Below are 17,178 nucleotides of genomic sequence, written 5' to 3'. Positions count from 1 at the left end.
CATGCAAGCACTCACATTCAAACGCTATGGCAGATCACCTGAGATCGAGTTCGCCGACGTTCCACGCCCCACGTTAAAGGCGGATGAGTTGCTGGTGCAGGTCCACGCGGCCGGATTGAACCCAATCGACAACATGATTCCGGCGGGCACGTTCAAGCCCGTCCTGAAGTTCGAATTACCAGCCACGCTAGGCAGCGATATTGCCGGCGTGGTGGTTGAGGTTGGCAGTCGCGTGACGCGTTTCAAGGCGGGCGATGCCGTTTTTGCCAGTCTCTTCGATCTTGGCAGAGGGTCGATAGCCGAATTCGCGGCGGTGCCGGAAAGCGTTGCCGCACCGAAGCCGGCCAAGCTCGACTTTGTGCAGGCCGCTTCCGTTCCGATGGTTGGCCTCACCTCGTGGCAAGCATTGAAGGAGCGTGCCAATGTTCGATCTGGCCAGAAGGTGTTCATACCTGCGGGGTCGGGCGGTATCGGTACCTTCGCGATCCAGCTAGCAAAGTACCTCGGTGCCAAGGTAGGAACGACCACCAGCACGGGTAATGTCCCACTGGTCACCACGCTGGGCGCAGACGAGGTGGTTGATTATAAGAAGGAGAACTTCGAAAAAGTGCTGCGGGGCTACGACGTGGTGCTCGGTACACTGCGAGGCGATGCGATCGAGAAAGCCATCGGCATTCTCAAACCAGGGAGCAAGGTTGTCTCGCTCATCGGTCCGTTGGACGCAGCGTTCGCACGCGCACGACGCCTGAATTTCTTTCTAACGTTCGTGTTCGGCTTGATGAGCCGAAAAATCATGCGCCTTGCAAGAAAACGGGACGTCACCTACTCATTTCTATTCGTCCGTCCCGACGGCGCCCAACTCGCCGAAATTGGAGGACTTCTCGAGTCGGAACACATTCGTCCGGTGATCGACAGGGTTTTTTCGTTCGAGCAAGCGAAGGAAGCGCTTGAATACTTGGCTCAGGGACGCGCGAAGGGCAAGGTCGTCGTGAAGATCAAGTGAGTGGCCAAACGGTTGACTGTGCAGGAGCTTGCCCTGGCGACTGAAGACGCGGGTGACCAGGTTAAGGCTCATGGAGAATCGGATGGCCGGTTAGAGGGCAGAGCCGACGCCCGAACGTCCGGGCAAAAGCGCGAGCGAATGACGCTTGTTGGCCCGACTGCCGCCCGATGCGGTCGGCTGTAGTCGACCCGTTGGAGCCGTTCAATCCCAAGTGACTCGGCGTCGCGTTTTGGAAGCACAGCGGTCATTCGCCGAACCAATCCACTCATTCGTGCCATGGGAGGAAGCGGAGCAGGCCGCCGCGAAGAAGGCAGTCAAACGGCCGAAACGGAAAGCCGTGCCTGTGTGACTCGCGGGCGGCGGACCATCGCCGCACGCTGAGGACGCTCCGTCATCAGCTAGCGCGTCCGCGCCTCGAAGATCCCCTGCTCGACTCCGGCAGACCACTTCTTGTCTCCCGTCGCCCGCGAAAGCATGTTCGCGCCGACCATCGCAGCAAATCCGAAAACCAGCTCTTTCTCCGAGAGCGGACACGCCGGGTCTGCCCGTGCGATCTCCACGAAGGTGGAGAACAGTTCCTCGACACCTTGCCGGTACGCCTTGTTTAAAGCCGCGCTTGCGTGATGGGGCGCGGCATCCTGTCCGAGCGCCACCATCGGGCAACCCTGCTCGACCGGCTTCCTAGTGAAGTAATACGAAATGAGGCGTTTTAGTGCGCCTGCAACCGGTTGCCTCGCTGACATCGCCTTTGCTTTCCAGTTCTGCACAGAGCGCGCAAAGCCAGACGAGCAGGCCTCGGCAATCAAGGCGTCCTTCGATTCGAAGTGGTTGTAGAACCCGCCTTGCGTCATTCCTACGCCGGCCATGATCTCGGCGATGCTGATAGCGGCCACGCCACCGCCGCGCACCGCTGCATCTGCCTGATCTACGATTCGCTGCCGGTTTTGTTCCGCCTGCTCCCGGTTTGAACGTCCCATCGAAACACCTCCTGTTACCGCGAAAATCTGGAAAAACCAGTTGGACGCCTGACGGCGTTAGATGTTGTGCAACCTCTATTCTAATACACTCGTTCCGACATGCGGGCCAGACGATCCGATAGCCGAAAACATCATCTTCTACCTTGCTAAACCCCGTGAGCCACGCATAGAATAGATTACGCATAACATGTATTTTGCGCGAGCGATGCAACGCTGCAGGGTCGGTGGTGCATCCCGATCCGACAAGGAGTATTCAATGGCCACTTACGAACCTGGTATCACCGCCGTGCTGTGCGTGGATCTGTACAACGATTTCCTGAGCGAGGGAGGCAAGCTTTTCCCCTGGGTCAAGGACATCGCACGCGAAAACAACATGCACGAGAACCTTCGCTCCATCGTGCGGACTGCGCGTGAAGCAGGGATCGCGATCTATCACGTTCCGCATCATCGATGGGAGCCGGGCGATTACCTCAACTGGAAATACCCATCGCCTTATCAGCTGGGCGCGTCCGAGCGGCAGGCCTTTGCCAAGGGCACGTGGGGCGGAACGTTTCATGACGACTTTCAGGTTCAGCCTGGCGACATCGTCGCGACGGAGCACTGGGCGTCGAGCGGCTTTCCGAACACGGACCTCGATCATCAACTCAAGCGTCACGGCAAGGAGAGGATCATCCTGATCGGCTTGCTCGCGAACACGTGCCTCGAAGCGACCGCCCGGATCGGGATGGAACTGGGCTATCACGTCACGCTGGTGCGCGATGCGACTTCCGCGCGCTCGCATGAAGCGCTTCATGCCGCGATGAATATCGACGGGCCCACTTACGCGCACGAGATTCTCGCCACCGCCGAAGTCGTGGCGGCGATGAAAGGCAGCAATCAGCAGGGGTGATCCGTCATGTCCACGATTCCCAAGCCGGCGCCGGTAATCGGCGCCCGAACAATCGAGTTGGCGGCGAGGCGCGGTCTACGCCAGAGCCGGCTCATGCAGATTGCGCTGATTTCCGCTACATGGTGGACGGCGACTGGTGTCGTGCACTTGCTAGCGCTCCCTGTGCCAGCCGGGATCGTGGGAATGGCGTTCGCTCTGCTCCTGTTGGCGACGCGGCGCATCAGCCTGTTCGCATTGCGTCGTGGTGCGGAATGGTTCGTGGGCGAAATGATGCTTTTCTTCGTGCCGGCCGTCGTCTCTGTACTCGATCATCCGGAGCTTATCGGACGCCTGGGCGCGGAACTGTTGCTGATCGTCGTTCTCAGCACGCTTGCGGTCATGACGGTCACGGCGTTGACCGTCGAGCTGTTCTATCACTGGAGGACGCGTCATGTCCGTCCTTGAGCGCGCGCCGGCGGTATTCGTGTGGTCGATCGCAACGATCGGTCTTTACTGGATCGCGAAGCAGATCTACCGACGCCGACCGCGCATCTGGGTTGTGCCCATTGCAGTCACACCACTGTTGCTCATCACGTTGATCGTGCGCCTTCATGAAACATATCGGCACTATATCGGCGGAACGGGCTGGCTCGTGACGCTGCTCGGTCCGACCACCGTCGCGTTCGCGGCGCCGATCTATGAGAAGCGGTCCATCATCCGCGCTTACTGGCCGATCCTCCTTATCGGCGCTATCGCCGGATCGATCACTGCAATGGCGACGTCATACGGACTCGCGGCGTTGTTTCAGCTCGATCCGTCCTTGCGCCTGAGCCTCTTGCCGCGATCGCTCACGATGCCTTTCGCGATGGCCGTATCGAATGAGATCGGCGGCATTCCGAGCCTTACGGCGCTCTTCGTGGTGGCGACGGGCGTCGTCGGAGCGATCGTTGGAGACGCGATGGTCTCGTGGCTCCCGGTGCGCTCGAGTCTCGCGCGCGGCGCGTTCCTCGGCATGGGCGCGCACGGAGCGGGAACCGCGAAGGCGTATCAGATTGGACGAGAGGAAGGATCGGTCGCCGGATTGGTGATGATTTTCAGCGGGCTGCTCAACGTGGCCGTTTCGCCGCTGCTCGCCCTGCTTCTGCAGTCTGTTTCGAGTTGAAGATGACGAACGCGCAGTGACGATTCACCGCGCGTTCGCTCTCCTGCGCAGCTACCAGTCTGCTTGCTCTGCTTCTCGACACCTCGTCATCCGTCAGCCAAGGAGGGCTTGTACGATATGGAAGATGGCAATCATCCTGAACCACCCAGCCAACTATTTGCGTGCTTTGTCCATGAGGTAAACCAGCCGCTCGGCGCGATCGTCACGAATGGGGAGGCGTGCCTCCGTTGGCTCAAGCGCGAGGAACCGCAATTCGAGAAGGCAGCGGCCTGTGTGCAGAGCATGATCGACGATGGGCGGCGCGCGAGTGAAATCGTCCAGCGCATTCGCACCCTCGCGACTGCATCCGCACCGCAGCAGACACGGCTTGAAGTGAACGACGTGGCGCCTATCGTTCGTCAGGAGGTGTCCAATCATGGCGTCTCGCTGCGACTGCGGCTTGCCCCCGGTCTGCCGCCACTGCTTGGCGATCGGATTCAGCTTCAGCAGGTTTTCCTCAACCTAATCCTAAACGGTATCCAGGCTATGGCCGACATCGCCGACAGCCCGCGCGAGCTTCTGATCGAATCGCGTCTGGACGCCGGCGGATTCGTGATCGTCTCCGTGCGCGACGCAGGCACCGGGATTGCCCCGGAGCATGCATCCCGGCTGTTCGATGCCTTTTTCACGACGAAGCGCGGCGGCATGGGGATAGGTCTGGCGATTTGCCGTTTAATCGTCGAAGCACACCGGGAATGATATGGGCGTCCGACAACGCCGGGCACGGCGCGACATTTCAGTGTCGTTTGCCGGTAATAGAAGCAAGCGCCAATGGTAAGTGAATCGTTGTGGTTCGGCGTGATGTGCTGACGTGCAACAACGACTCGCCTCAAATAGGTAGAGCCGACAAGACGCTCGCAGACGGCGTTTGATCACCAGTTCGTCCGCCCCCATCGTCGAGGTAATGCTCGTGCGACTCTTGACCACTGACTTATCTTTCCTCGGCGGGAACATATGCAGTAGCCTAACCTCGTTTGTACTGAACGCCGCCGACTTCGAAGTGGCGCTTCATGGCAACCGAGCCAACTTCGTCAATGGAGCTCTAGAAATGCCACTCGTGCGAATCAATCTGACAAAGGACGCCTCGCCCGAGGCTGTTCGCGCTATCAGCGATACCGTGTACGAGGCGATGATCAATGTCGCCAACGTCCCGCAACACGATAAGTTCCAGATCATTACTCGCCACGCGCTAGACGAACTGGTGTATCCGGCCGATGGATATCTCGGCATCTCATACTCTCCTGGAATCGTGTTCATTCAGGTCACCTGGAACGCGGGCCGCACTATCGACGTCAAGAAAGCCTTTTACAAGGCGGTCGCTGACGGAATCCATGCGAAGGCGGGGGTGCGCAAGGAGGACATCTGGATCAGTCTGATAGACGTTGCAAAGGAAAACTGGTCCTTCGGCAATGGCGAGATGCAGTACGCGCCCAAGGAGTAAGGTAGCTGGTGATAGTGACCGTGGTGGCGGGCGTCGCGCCCGCCTTCGGAAGAAGCATTGCTGTCTGCGCCGTGCAACGCAGAAGGTCGCATGGCCCTCTTTGGCGTTCGACCGTGTAATCCACTGAAAGACCTGCCTTCGAGAGGACGTGGAGATCTCGCCGCGCGCCGCCGGGGCCGTACCGCGCATCCGTTGGAAGCGCTCGGATGCTAACGACCTCATTGATTCGCGTAACCAACGGTCAGCGCTCTACCATCCCTCGACAGCACCACCACTATGCAATGGTGATTCTGTAGCGGCAGAATCGCGGGCAGCCCTGCGTGCTGCGCGTAGCCAGCAACGCGCATCTCGCTCGGTTCGGGCCATTTGGCTGCGGATCAATCGACGGCCGCGTTCAGGGTGCTCCGCGCGAACGGCAATCAAGAATTACCTCTTGCATTTGACGAGGCAAAGGCTACTATTTCATCGGTCGGCCGATCGTCTGGAGGCGTCGGTCAGTCATGATCTTCGCAAATAGATCGGACCGCCGCATGGAGCAAGTGACGCCTTGCCTTGACGGTCGCAACGGCTTAGACGCTCGCCATGTCCAAACCCTATCGGCATCGCCTTTGAGGGACTTCCAATGCGCCGACTGATCCTGCGCAACATGCAGTCTCCCGGCGACATCGTGATGCTGACAGCCGCCCTGCGTGACCTGCATCTTTGCTATCCGGGCCAGTTTCTTACCGACACCCGCACGCCATGTCCGGCGCTGTGGGAACACAATCCCTGGATTACGCCGCTCAACGAGGACGATCCGGATGTCGAAGTGATCGATTGCGAGTATCCGCTGATCCACCGGAGTAATCAGCTTCCCTATCACTTCATCCACGGTTTCAGCCAGTTTCTCAACGCGAGGCTCGGACTCGACATCCGGCCGGCTTGTTTCCATGGCGATATCCACGTGTCTGACCAGGAAAAGCGGTGGTACTCGCAAGTCGAGGAGATCGTCGGCGAGGCGTTGCCTTTCTGGATCGTCGTTTCAGGCGGCAAGCCCGATTACACAGCGAAGTGGTGGGATCGCGAACGCTATCAGCAGGTAGTCGATCATTTTCGCGGTCGCATCTTGTTCGTGCAGGTCGGCGAAGGCGGACACCGGCACCCGCCCTTGCGCAACATTATCGACCTGCGGGGGCGCACCGATCTTCGACAGCTGGTCAGGCTCGTCTATCACGCTCAGGGCGTCTTGTGCCCGGTGACGTTACTGATGCATCTCGCCGCGGCCGTCGAAACGAAGCCGGGCATGCCGCCGTCGCGACCGTGCGTGGTTGTCGCGGGCGGCCGTGAGCCCACGCATTGGGAGGCGTACCCGACGCATCAGTTCATACATCGCGCGGGCGCGTTGCAGTGCTGCGCAGACGGCGGCTGCTGGAGGTCGCGCGTCACACCGATCGGCGACGGTGACGAGAAAGACCTGCCCCAGAATCTCTGCGTTGATGTTGTCGGCCACCTGCCGCGCTGTCTTGACATGGTGACAGCATCCGATGTGATTCGCGCCATCGAGCTTTACTTCGAGGGGGGTGCCGTTTCGTATCTGGCGCATCCGGGCCAATGGTTGAGCGCGCTGACGCACGGGCGCGCCGAGAACGCGCACGCGTCGCATAGCCGTTAAGGAACGCTCCGTCCGTGGTTCGCATCCTTCTGTCAAGAAACAGTAGCCCGTAGAGCCGCGTGATGCGCGTAATCCACCGGTGCGTCGTAGCTACGCCAGAGCCCGTCAGCGGATCTAAGTAACGGAGAGAAACTCCGGCCACTAGGCCGCCACGCAGAACATCAGGGCGTCGTCCACCACACGGCCCCGGAAGGACTCACCTCCACGCGCGTAAAGCGTTGTTGGACGGCCTCACGGACCGAGTCCCACCCGTAATCGTCGCCGCAGATCAATCCTCCTGGCCTGAGCTTAGGCCTCCAGACGTCGATATCGAGGAGCACGGCGGACGTTTCATGGCATGCATCTATAAACACGCAGTCGATGCTCGCATCATCGAACAGATTGGCTGCTAGCCCCGAATGTCCCGGCACGGAGGTCACGCGCAAAGTCGGGTACCGTGCAAGATTGTCCATAAACCGCCTCCTTGATGGCAGAGGCCAACCATCCATCGAGCCGTCCATGTTTCCCATGAACGATTCAACCGCGTAAAAATCGATGTCACGGTTGGCAAAGCGCATCGCAAGTGCAAGAATCGACCCGCCTTCGTAACAGCCTATTTCGACGTATCGGTGTATGGATCGACGGTTTGAGACCAGTTCGAAGACTTCACTCATACTACCGCCGCCGAGTGACATCGCGCGTGGAACGCCATTGAGTACACGATCGATCAACGCATCCGTAATCCCTTCCCACCTTGTTCGCGCAGGTGGGTAGACCTGCATGATCTGGGAACAGAAATGAAGTAGTTCGCCCGGCAAATGGTGACTGTTGGGAGGTATGAGCAAAAAGGGATCCCTAGACCAATTTGAACATTGGCCGAACCAGAACATCGCCAAGTACCAGACGTACGGATACGTCTGCAGCGAACGCGTGCCGCTCACCTCGTCGGCATGTTCACGCGACCAGAATTTGGCGGCGCCGCCGCAGTGAAAGGAGCGTTGCGCAAGGCGGCCAGCCGTGAGGTTAATGAAGAGGCCGTCGCGATAGTCAAAAATTGAATCCCAGTACACCCAGTGCTGGCTCCACAACGCGTTATCAAGCAACTCGACGCGATCAGGGGCGTTTTCAGCAAAAAGCACAGCGTTGAGCACGCCTTGGTCACCGTGACCGGGAAACGGGCCTTTCGCATTGAAATCGGCCGCATTGCAACATTGTGCCCACTTGCGCAACACGCGTTTGTTCGCGTCTGTAATCGCGCAAAAATATAAGGAGGTACTCATATAGCGCTGGTTACGCGCGGGCGTTTCAATACCGTATACACGGTACGATTCGTCATAGTCCGCGCCATCACCGTCCCGGCCCCCGAGAAATTTCCCGGTTGCAAAACAACGCTCAATCTCCGCGTCGACGTTGGAGCAAAGTATACAGTCGGAATCGATGCCAACTACCACATCGTAGTCGTAGTGTTCGGCAAGTGTCCAAGCAGCGTACGCTTTCAACTCCCACGCGTTCACGTAAAGTCCGGCGGCGCTATATTGCGAGGAGTCCATGAGCACGACGCGTGCTGCCGCAGCGAGGCATTCACGTTGAGCCTCGCTCAGCGGGCACTTTTCGTTGACAACGATGAAGATGTCCGCCTCCGGTTGAAATTCAAGTACGCTGTTGACCGTAGCGAGGGTGCCAGGAAAGAAGTTAAAGTCCGTTACGGTGACAAAAGCATACCGGACCAGGTTTTCCCCGGCGGTATGCGGATGCGGTTCCCACCCCGGCTTCGATAGAACCGCCTGTTCCGACGAACCCGTCGCGGTCGCCATGTCGCGCAGACGCGCAAGGTCATTCCGTAAGCGGCGGATCTCATTACGCAGCGTCTCTTCGGTCCACGTTTGTTGATCCATGATTGCGCCTCGGGAATGCTTGATCGATGACAGCAAGCTCAGAGTTTGAGAGCATGGTGCTCCACGAAGACGATGCGGCGTCCTTTGCGCGTCGGCACCTTGCCATAGGGATTCGCGCCGTCGACGACATATTCCTCGTATTCCGCGACGACAAGCCTTAGATGCCCGCACGCGTCCTTCTCTGGAACCGACACTTGCCCGTTCCAGAGAACTTGCGCGGGCGCGCCCGTCGCAGCCGCGCCCGCGCCTGGTGTCACGACGGCGCCAGTCAGCAACTGCCAACCAAAATCGTCGCCGAGACGGGGCTCCAGCCGCTCGACCCAGACCTCGATCACGCTGGTTTTTGCAGGCACGACGTCGGCTGCGGCGGACTCGCTCTTTGCCTCCTGCCATCCACTCGAACTCGCGTAACCGGTACCGGACACGGTGACCTGCCATTGGCGTGGCTCTGTCGCCGCGATGGCCACCCACCGGCCCGGCGCGAGCGCCAGAAAATCCGCCAGCACGATTCCCGACAGCCATGCCTCGTCCGCCGAGATCGGCTGGTAGCGCGCCAGCGCGAGACGGATCAACGGGAAGTAGGAGCCTGTCGCGGCAATCTCGATGTCGCAATGCCACAGTTGCCGGTCGGCATCCCAGAAGACGTCGTGTGGCGCGACCTCGAGCTTCAGCGTGCCGGCTGGCACGCCCGGGGGATTGAAGCCCGTTGCCTTGAACGTCCCCGGCCGCTGATCGGCCTCGGTGGCCGGGGCGCCGGGTGGCAGCCATTTGCCGCTTGCATCGGGCGCGAAGCGCGCGAGCGGGAAGTCGCCCCGCCGCGGGCCAATGCCCGCAACCAGCGCCGAATCCCACACCGGGTCGTTACCCCACAAGGTCGCGTAGCGCTTGAGAGGATGGCCGTTCGGCTCGCTTTCGGGGTCGCCCGTGAAGTCCGCGGGCGGCAGCACCACCGCGAGCATTTCCCCATAACCAGAAACGTTCCACGGCCGGTCCAGATACACGCGGATGCCGCCGCGTCGTTCGCTGACCGCGTGGCCGTCCGTATCCTCGTCACGGCGCCAGCCGAAGGTCGGCACTGCGTAGAGATACGAGGGAACGGGAGGCGGTGCCGAGTTTGGTATCCATCTCACGCTGCTCGATCCGCTCACCTTGATGTGCTCGTCGGTGGTCGTCGTCGCGCCGGAGTCGTCCTGGCCCGTCAGGATCGCGGCGGGCATGAATTCGCGAAACCGGGTTGTCGCGTCAAACGCGTATTCGATCCGCCGATAGCGAGTGTCGTGAAATTCGTGCGACTTGGGCAGGATGCCCTTGAGAAGCGCGTTGATGCCGACGAGGTCCGCTCCGGCAATGCTGTGCTCGGGATGTCCGCCGCCCGGGTTACCGTCCTGGACGTTCGCGTAGTCCGTACTGTCTGTAATTTTCACGGAGAATGCGACGTCGTCGCGCTGACGGTCGCCCGGCGCCGCGCCATCGTCCGAAGGTTCATGCCAGCGGGCCAGCAGGTCGAGGCGATCGGTGGTAGCGAGCGAGCAGTTCACGAGCATCATCGGTCGTACGGAAGTGCTGCCCAAATCGCGCTTCATGATCTGCAAGAGCGAAATGTCGGGCGCCACGAGGGGGCGCTGCACAGCATGCACGATCGTCAACTCTCGTGCTGGCGTGAGCATCCAGTGTTGTCCGTTAAGCGCCCGCGTGCGCTGCGCGTTCTGGTCGAATGCCTTCAGCCACCCGAAGATGCCCATATTTGCCAGTGACGCGTCATCGAGCGTCGACGACAGCCTGATGCGTGCACGCACGCCCTTGGGAAGAGGCACGCGCAGGCGGCGGCTGGCCGCATCGAACCACGGTTTCGCCGCCCCGCCGTCAAAGACCTCGATGACGAAAGGTTGTGCCTCGGGCCACGCGCCACCGGGGTAGAAGGGGACCAGGATGATCTCGTCGTCCGCGATGTTCGGATGACTGAATATGCGCACCGCGACGGTGCCCGCATATGGATCAGGCAGATAGGTCATCGCCCTCCCGTCTTCGTACACGGCGAAGGTGGTGTCGGAGGGCGATCCGCCCAACGGCCCCTGCATTGGTAGCGTAACCTCGCGCAGCACCGCATCGGGATCCTGCGCGTCTCGATCCTTGTCATGCGCGAGCATCGTGAACGTAGAGGGATCGACACGGCCTGCGTGATCGAGCATGCCGTGATGCTCGACGTCGCGCGCGCTCACGCGCGGCGGCAGCGCGGCCCGATGCGCTTGCTGTGCGGACGGCGTGTCACTATCCGCGGGTGTGTCATTGAAGCTGCGGATCGCCATGCAGTTCATCGATTCGCCCTCCGCCGGCGCTTCGACCGCGCCGCCGTCCGACAACAGTCCAACCACCGGCGCGGCCACCGGCTCGAAGCGAAGATACGTCTGCGCGTGCGCGTCAGGTTGCTCCGAGCCAAAGTCACCAGTGCGGAACGGCAATGAGTTACCGGCCAGATCAACAGCGCGCGCCCTGATCCAGTAGCGGCGGCCAAATCGTAGCCGAGGCAGTGAGGCCTTCACCGCCTTAAAGCGCGAAGTGAGCTGCACACCAGGCGGCACGTCCGCCTGGGTACCGTCCGGTGCCTGATCGACTGCGTCGTTGGGCAGGATAGCCTGCCCGGGCAGCGGCGCCGCGAGACTCCAGCCGTGCCATGTCATGAGGGCCTCGTGCAGCGAGAGCACCTTGGTGGTGCTCGCTGGGTCGGGTGGTGTCGTGGCGGCGAGCCGGATGGTGCTTTCCTCTTCGCCCGCCGCTGGCTGCACGGTCACTTTTCCATCGCCTAGCGAATAGGTCGCAGTCCGGCGGCACAGTGAGGCCCAGGCACCCGTCGTCGCATCCCAGATGTCGAAGCGATAGCCGCGCACCAGGTCCTCGGCATGCAGAGGAACCCTATCGGACTTACTACCGCCTATCTGATTCTCGAGGGAAGCGTTGCGGTCCTTGTTTGCAGCGAGACGGCTCGACAACCAGTCGCCGCGCTCGCGTTCCACGAGCATCAGTCCGGCCGTCCTCAGTGCCGGCGCGCCGATCGCGTCTTCCTGCCGGGTGACGGGATCAACGCGCGCATCCGGATCCGTGCGGCGCAGCAGCGAACGGGCAAAATTCATCGCCTTCAGTCCTGCACTGTCGATGTCCGCTTGCAGTAATGTGAAGCGCTTCGCATCGAGATCGAGCAACCCGTCTTTCACCAGATATTTCGCCCCCGGATCGGACGTGGCTTCGAAGGACTTGGCGCTCAGAAGCGTGCGCGTGACGGGCGCAGCATGGCCAGCGACGTGTGTGGCAAGGGCGCCCTTCGGAAAGACGAGCTGCACCGACAGGTCGGCTTCATTCGACGCCTTGAAGTCGTTGGAGAGAAGCAGATCGACAACCAGACCAAGCTTTCGCAGCAAGGTCGGGTAAGAGCCCATGGACGCGACAATCTGATGAAACTCCAGTTGTTGCGCCAGTTCATCGGGCTTCGGCATTGGCGGACTGACATATTCGTTCCACGCGGCCTTAATGCGCGGGTCATCCGTTCGCGTCACTTGTCGGCGCGCAGCCGGGGCGAGGGGAGTATGAAAGTCACTGAATTGCTGGAGCGCGAAGTTCAATTCGCGCGAGTCGGGGCCGGGAATGTCCCCGTCGATCTCATCCAGCAAGAACACCGCCGTCATCCATTCGCCCCAGTCTCGGCTGTCGACGAAATCCGAGACGGGCGGCAAGTTGTCGCCTGCCTTCGCGGCCAGGTCGCCATAGAGCGACGCCACGCGATTTCCGAGATCGGTCGCGTCGAATGTTTTGATGGTGTGCTTCGAGTAGTCCGTGAAGCTGTAGCTCCGGACACCTAGATCGGCACGGAAGAGTGCGCGCCAGACCGCGGAATCGGGCATGCCTAGCGTCGGGTCCAGCCGGTCGGTTGAACCGCCGCCGCCCATCGCCACCGATACACTCTTGTGGTTGTACGACACCTTCAGGCTGCCCTTCGCCAGCGAATTCGGCCAGTCGAGCCAGTCGGCGAAGCTGTCGAGTCTCTTCGGGTCACTTTCGCAATCGAGCCTTGGAGAGAGAAAGACCGAAAGCCGCAGTTGCTTGCCATCGTCGCTGTAGCCATTCGGCAGCGCGGTCAAAACGAACGATTGCTGGGCCATCAGACCGCCTCCACGGCGAACGCGTCGCAATAGTCGGCCCAGACCTGTTCGTTAGGGACCTGGTCGATGAACTTCGGATCTCCGGCGCTGCCCGCAAATTCCCGCCTGCAACGCACCGAGACGGACGTGCTGAACATGAGGATGTCAATCTCGACGGTGAGCTGCGCCTCGCCGTATACAATGGATGAATTGCCGGCTTTCTGGTAGCCGAGTTGCAAATTGAAAGTCAGCGACACTGAAATGAGTGCGAGTACGCACAGCTCGCCGTGAATGCGCACATATCCGGCAAGCTCAACCGTGCCTTGGCCTGGTGTCGGTTCGAGCCAATGGAAATATACGCCGGCCTTGATCTCGACGCTGCCGGACGCGACGCCGAGATCGATCGCGACCATCGCGCCGAACTCGAGCGCTGCCTCAATCTCATTTACACCCGCCGACGAGATGCCAATGCCGAAGAAGCCACCGCCGCCGATCATCGACACCGCCAGGCTAAACGGGTGCTCGCGTTGCGAAAAATAAAAGTTAACGCGCGCCGGGGTGGCGTCGAACGGCAGGCTGAAGCTCGCGCCTAATGATACGTTCGACAGCACGAACACGCCGACTCCGATCGTGGGCAGCGTCAACGAATAGGAAGCGCCGATTCCGCTTGGCGTCACCTGGATCGCCGGCGGATCGGAGAAGCCGTTGCCGGGAATGACCTGCCGCAATGCATTGACGAACTCGAGCGGGCCGCCGAAGGTCACCGCGTCCTGGCCGTCGCGCAGTTGTACGGAGACGTCGGGCTTCTGCCCGCGCTTTGCGTTGAACTCGAGCTTTTCGAACCAGAGGATGATGAAGCCGAAGAGGTTGACCTTGAAGTTGTTCAACGTCGCACTCGCCTGAATGGTGGGCGAAGCCGCAGACTGAATCGGCGTGGTCACGATGCCACTCATCACGAGCCGCGTGTCCGGTCCGCTCGGGTCGGCGCGCGGGATGATCAATCCAGCAGGATCGCTGCCGACCACCGTGGTGCTCCAGTCGAAGCTCGCTTCGACGCGATCCGGGAAGTCCCGCGATAGAATCTTCGGGACTTCCTCGCCCGCAAGAGAAGCGCTCTTTTGCACGATCGCGCCGAGGTCGATCCCGCCGAGCAGCGTCGCGTTGTTGAAGAAGTCTGTCGGGTCGAACGTTGAGTTCTTCACATTACCGAGAGCCGTGAGGACCTGGTCTGCGGTGCTCGCGGTCTTCCCTGCCACCGGACCGGCGAGCTTCGACAGGCCGAGCAGATTCATCTGCGGACTCGCCAGCGCGCCGAGCGTATCGCTCTTCGCCTGGTCCGTACCTCCACCGAAGTTCAGCGCCTGCGAGCTCGTGAACTGCAGGAAGACCTGTCCGGCGTTGGCGGTGGCGTCAAAGCCGTTCTCGGAATAAAACTTCGGATAGGTCACCTCAGAAATAAAGCCGGGCTTGCCGAGCAACTTCTGCACGGGTTTGATGCCCACGTTCGCCCGATATATTTGCGGATAGAAATTCGGGTTCGTGTTGTCATGGACAGTGACCGGGCCGGCGTGCAGCGTGATATCGGCCGTGGGGAGCTTCGTGTCACCCTTGTCTGCGTCGGTGCCCGGTGCGTAGGCCACCACGCTGCCGCCGAGCGACGTGCGCAACTTCGGTTCGGGCTGCGCGGCGTTGTAGGCCGCGATCAGGTTGCTCGTGGTGTTGGTGTTCTGGTTTGCCGGATCGCCGACGAACATCAGCGGCATCGAGAAGGTGACGCGGTTGCCCACCAGATCCGTCGCCGCAATGTCGAACATCACGTCGGCCGGGTTGTTCGGGTCGCTCGTTGGCACCATCGGCCAGAACAGCATGCGCGCCTCGATGGTTGGGTTCTGGTAGGGATCACCGGCCGTCGGATCGGCCGCCACGTGACTCGCGGTGCCAACTACTCCGGGGTCCATCAGGTCGGGCGTGATGCGCGTCAGGATCTCGACGCTCGTGAACGGGAAGTCTCGCCCGTTATTTGGAGAATTCGTGCCGTCGTAACTCCGTCGCTGCTGACGGACAAGCAGGAAGAATCGCTGTCGCAACACAGCGATGCGCCCGGGCCCATCTTTGCCGAGCGGCTCGAAGCGCCGCTCGGTCACCTTGACGAGCGAGGCCGCGTGGCCAAACGGACAGAGAAAGCCGGCATACACAACACGCACATAGTGATCGCGCCCAAGCGATGCCAAATGTCGCCACTGCTCGAGGTCGATACCTTCTGGCCTGACCTCCCAGTTGCCTTCTGCGTCGAGCAACGCACCAAGCGCCGACAGATGCAGCCGCTTGGCCTCACTGCCGATCGGGCTGTAGCTGTTGCCCTTGCTCGGCGTCGCGTCGAAGCCCGCCATCAGCGTAACGAGCATCGAGCGGTCCACCGGATCCAGGCTCATACGGATCACATCTGGATTGGGACGGCCGGGCGGAGGGCCTGGCAAGCTGATCACCTGGTAGAGCGTGGGAAGTTCCGACTGCGGCCTATAGTCGGGCGACCAGATCGCGCGCATGCGGCCAGGCGCGCCGGGACCGGTACCTGATGAACCAGACGACAGTCGCGTATGCCATAACTCTGTGTGACCATTTCGCGTCACTGGCGTGATACTGTGCGCCCACCGCGCCGGTTCGAGTGGCGATGTGATCACCCGGTAGGGCAGTTCGAGCGCGGTCACGCTGTCTGGCGGCTCCTGAGGTCCGAGCAGCAACGTGAAGAACGGCAGCGTGGGTAAGCGCGTGACGGCGCCTGGGCTTGCCTGACCGAACACGCTGAACGACTCCAGCGCGGCCATCGACAGAGCGGTCAGGCTGGCCGTGCGCGCCGCATCACCGCGCAGGGCCGGATACTGCTGTTCAAGCGCGGCCGCCGAACTCAGAAGATTTTGCCGCAATACCGCAGTGACGTGCGCGGATTCATTGCCAGACGTCGTCGACGCGCCAGACAACATGCTCACCGCCTGTTGCGCGAGCTGTATCCCGGATTGCGCGATCGCATTGGTGAGCGACGCTGCGTTCTCCGGCGCGCTGCCGGCGAGCTGACTCAGGAACCCGGATGTCTCATTTTTCAGGCTGACGAGCGCTGGATCGCGGACCAGCTTCCCGATCCAGTCAAAGCTGATTTGCCCTCCAGACGGTTCCGGGACTGCGCCGCTTGCGCGCCGCATGGGCCAGTCGCGCAGCGCCCCAAGAATCGTCGGCAAATCGAATGCGATGCTCGATTGCTCGTCGGGCATCGACACGACGATCCGGCTCGCTGCGGCCATCCGGACGCGCGCAACCGGCAGAACGCCGGGCACGGCGTCTTCAGTGCCGGCAATGTTCTGCGGCGGATAATTCTTGTCGGCGGTGACTTCCTGCTGGCCGGCGGCCTCGGCGTCTTGCCCTATCGTTTGCAGGAACGCCTCTTCTCCAAAACTTTGCGGCGGAAACTCTACGGCTATATAGGAGTCGCTCGCGGTACGGTCAAGACGCGGCGGATTCTCCAGGAACGCGAAGCCAGAAAAGCGCAACATGAGGACCAGCAAATCATCCGGACGCAGCACCTTGATGCTCGCTGGAAATACAAGCGGCCCCGACTCACCACATGGTTCACCTTCGCCCGTTTGCAACTCATTCTCACGTTCCGTGTCGGACTCGCATGGTTCGGCCTCCGAAGGGACGACGCAAACCGGTTGAACGCGCGGTGGGTACGGTGCGTATGGAGCATAGGGCGGATAAGGAGCGTAAGGCGGATACGGCGGGAAGGGCGGATATGGCGCAGCAAACGTGACCGGATGAGATGCCGCTGGAGCGGCCGGGTCGCACGGAACGCAGCCACTCCCTTGTTGTTGTTCGTCATCCGGATTTTTCACGCGAGGTCTCCTGCGGCCTGGTAGGAAAACCGTGGATAGCGTGCAGGCAAACCAGACACTAAAGGCCGCCTTTGCATTGTCGAAATATTAGCATTCGCACGTGGAACTGCTAGGATTTTGATGAGTGGCTCTGGGCGTGCGTTTAGCCT

General features: G+C 61.0%; 11 protein-coding genes. 7 read left to right on the top strand and 4 right to left on the bottom strand.

The features are described from left to right. Position 1 precedes the first annotated feature (1 nt). Positions 2–1,003 carry an NADP-dependent oxidoreductase gene (locus tag AB3X94_RS29905; RefSeq protein WP_176106380.1) on the top strand — a complete coding sequence of 334 codons (1,002 nt, stop codon included), beginning with the start codon at positions 2–4 and terminating at the stop codon, positions 1,001–1,003. Between the two features lie 398 nt (positions 1,004–1,401). On the opposite strand, the gene AB3X94_RS29900 is transcribed toward AB3X94_RS29905, so the two are convergent. Then, positions 1,402–1,980, bottom strand: a complete 579-nt coding sequence (locus tag AB3X94_RS29900) for a TetR/AcrR family transcriptional regulator (protein ID WP_176106379.1) — start codon at positions 1,978–1,980, stop codon at positions 1,402–1,404. Between the two features lie 256 nt (positions 1,981–2,236). On the opposite strand from AB3X94_RS29900, the gene AB3X94_RS29895 reads away from it, so the two are divergent. The 6 genes from AB3X94_RS29895 to AB3X94_RS29870 all read left to right on the top strand — a co-directional run bounded on the left by AB3X94_RS29895 (position 2,237) and on the right by AB3X94_RS29870 (position 7,141). After that, the gene (locus tag AB3X94_RS29895; RefSeq protein ID WP_176106378.1) at positions 2,237–2,869 is read left to right on the top strand and encodes an isochorismatase family cysteine hydrolase; all 633 of its coding nucleotides are present in this window, start codon (positions 2,237–2,239) and stop codon (positions 2,867–2,869) included. Between the two features lie 93 nt (positions 2,870–2,962). Next, positions 2,963–3,313, top strand: coding sequence for a CidA/LrgA family protein (locus AB3X94_RS29890; protein WP_246391878.1), 351 nt, complete (start codon positions 2,963–2,965; stop codon positions 3,311–3,313). Further along, on the top strand, positions 3,300–4,010 hold the full coding sequence (locus tag AB3X94_RS29885) for an LrgB family protein (protein WP_176106376.1): 711 nt from the start codon (positions 3,300–3,302) through the stop codon (positions 4,008–4,010). Before AB3X94_RS29890 ends, AB3X94_RS29885 begins: the two co-directional genes overlap by 14 nt. A 117-nt stretch (positions 4,011–4,127) precedes the next feature. Next, a complete protein-coding gene (locus tag AB3X94_RS29880; protein ID WP_368613490.1) occupies positions 4,128–4,748 on the top strand; it encodes a sensor histidine kinase in 621 nt (206 codons plus the stop codon). Positions 4,749–5,097: 349 nt separating this feature from the next. After that, the gene (locus tag AB3X94_RS29875) at positions 5,098–5,490 is read left to right on the top strand and encodes a tautomerase family protein (protein WP_368613489.1); all 393 of its coding nucleotides are present in this window, start codon (positions 5,098–5,100) and stop codon (positions 5,488–5,490) included. 622 nt (positions 5,491–6,112) lie between these two features. Then, a complete protein-coding gene (locus AB3X94_RS29870; protein ID WP_176106374.1) occupies positions 6,113–7,141 on the top strand; it encodes a glycosyltransferase family 9 protein in 1,029 nt (342 codons plus the stop codon). Between the two features lie 161 nt (positions 7,142–7,302). Here AB3X94_RS29870 and AB3X94_RS29865 read toward each other — a convergent pair whose 3' ends face one another. The 3 genes from AB3X94_RS29865 to AB3X94_RS29855 are packed head-to-tail and all read right to left on the bottom strand — an operon-like array spanning position 7,303 to position 16,690. Then, a complete protein-coding gene (locus AB3X94_RS29865; protein WP_368613472.1) occupies positions 7,303–9,015 on the bottom strand; it encodes a class I SAM-dependent methyltransferase in 1,713 nt (570 codons plus the stop codon). A gap of 38 nt (positions 9,016–9,053) precedes the next feature. After that, positions 9,054–13,166: a hypothetical protein gene (locus AB3X94_RS29860; protein ID WP_176106372.1), complete on the bottom strand. Its 4,113-nt coding sequence runs from the start codon at positions 13,164–13,166 to the stop codon at positions 9,054–9,056. After that, the gene (locus tag AB3X94_RS29855; RefSeq protein WP_176106371.1) at positions 13,166–16,690 is read right to left on the bottom strand and encodes a hypothetical protein; all 3,525 of its coding nucleotides are present in this window, start codon (positions 16,688–16,690) and stop codon (positions 13,166–13,168) included. Before AB3X94_RS29855 ends, AB3X94_RS29860 begins: the two co-directional genes overlap by 1 nt. Positions 16,691–17,178 lie beyond the last annotated feature (488 nt).

This window comes from Paraburkholderia sp. BR10923 (genome assembly GCF_040948765.1).
In the GTDB taxonomy this organism is placed as follows: domain Bacteria; phylum Pseudomonadota; class Gammaproteobacteria; order Burkholderiales; family Burkholderiaceae; genus Paraburkholderia; species Paraburkholderia youngii.
The sequence above is the reverse complement of the archived record's forward strand: the minus strand, read 5'-3'. Positions and strand labels throughout refer to the sequence as shown.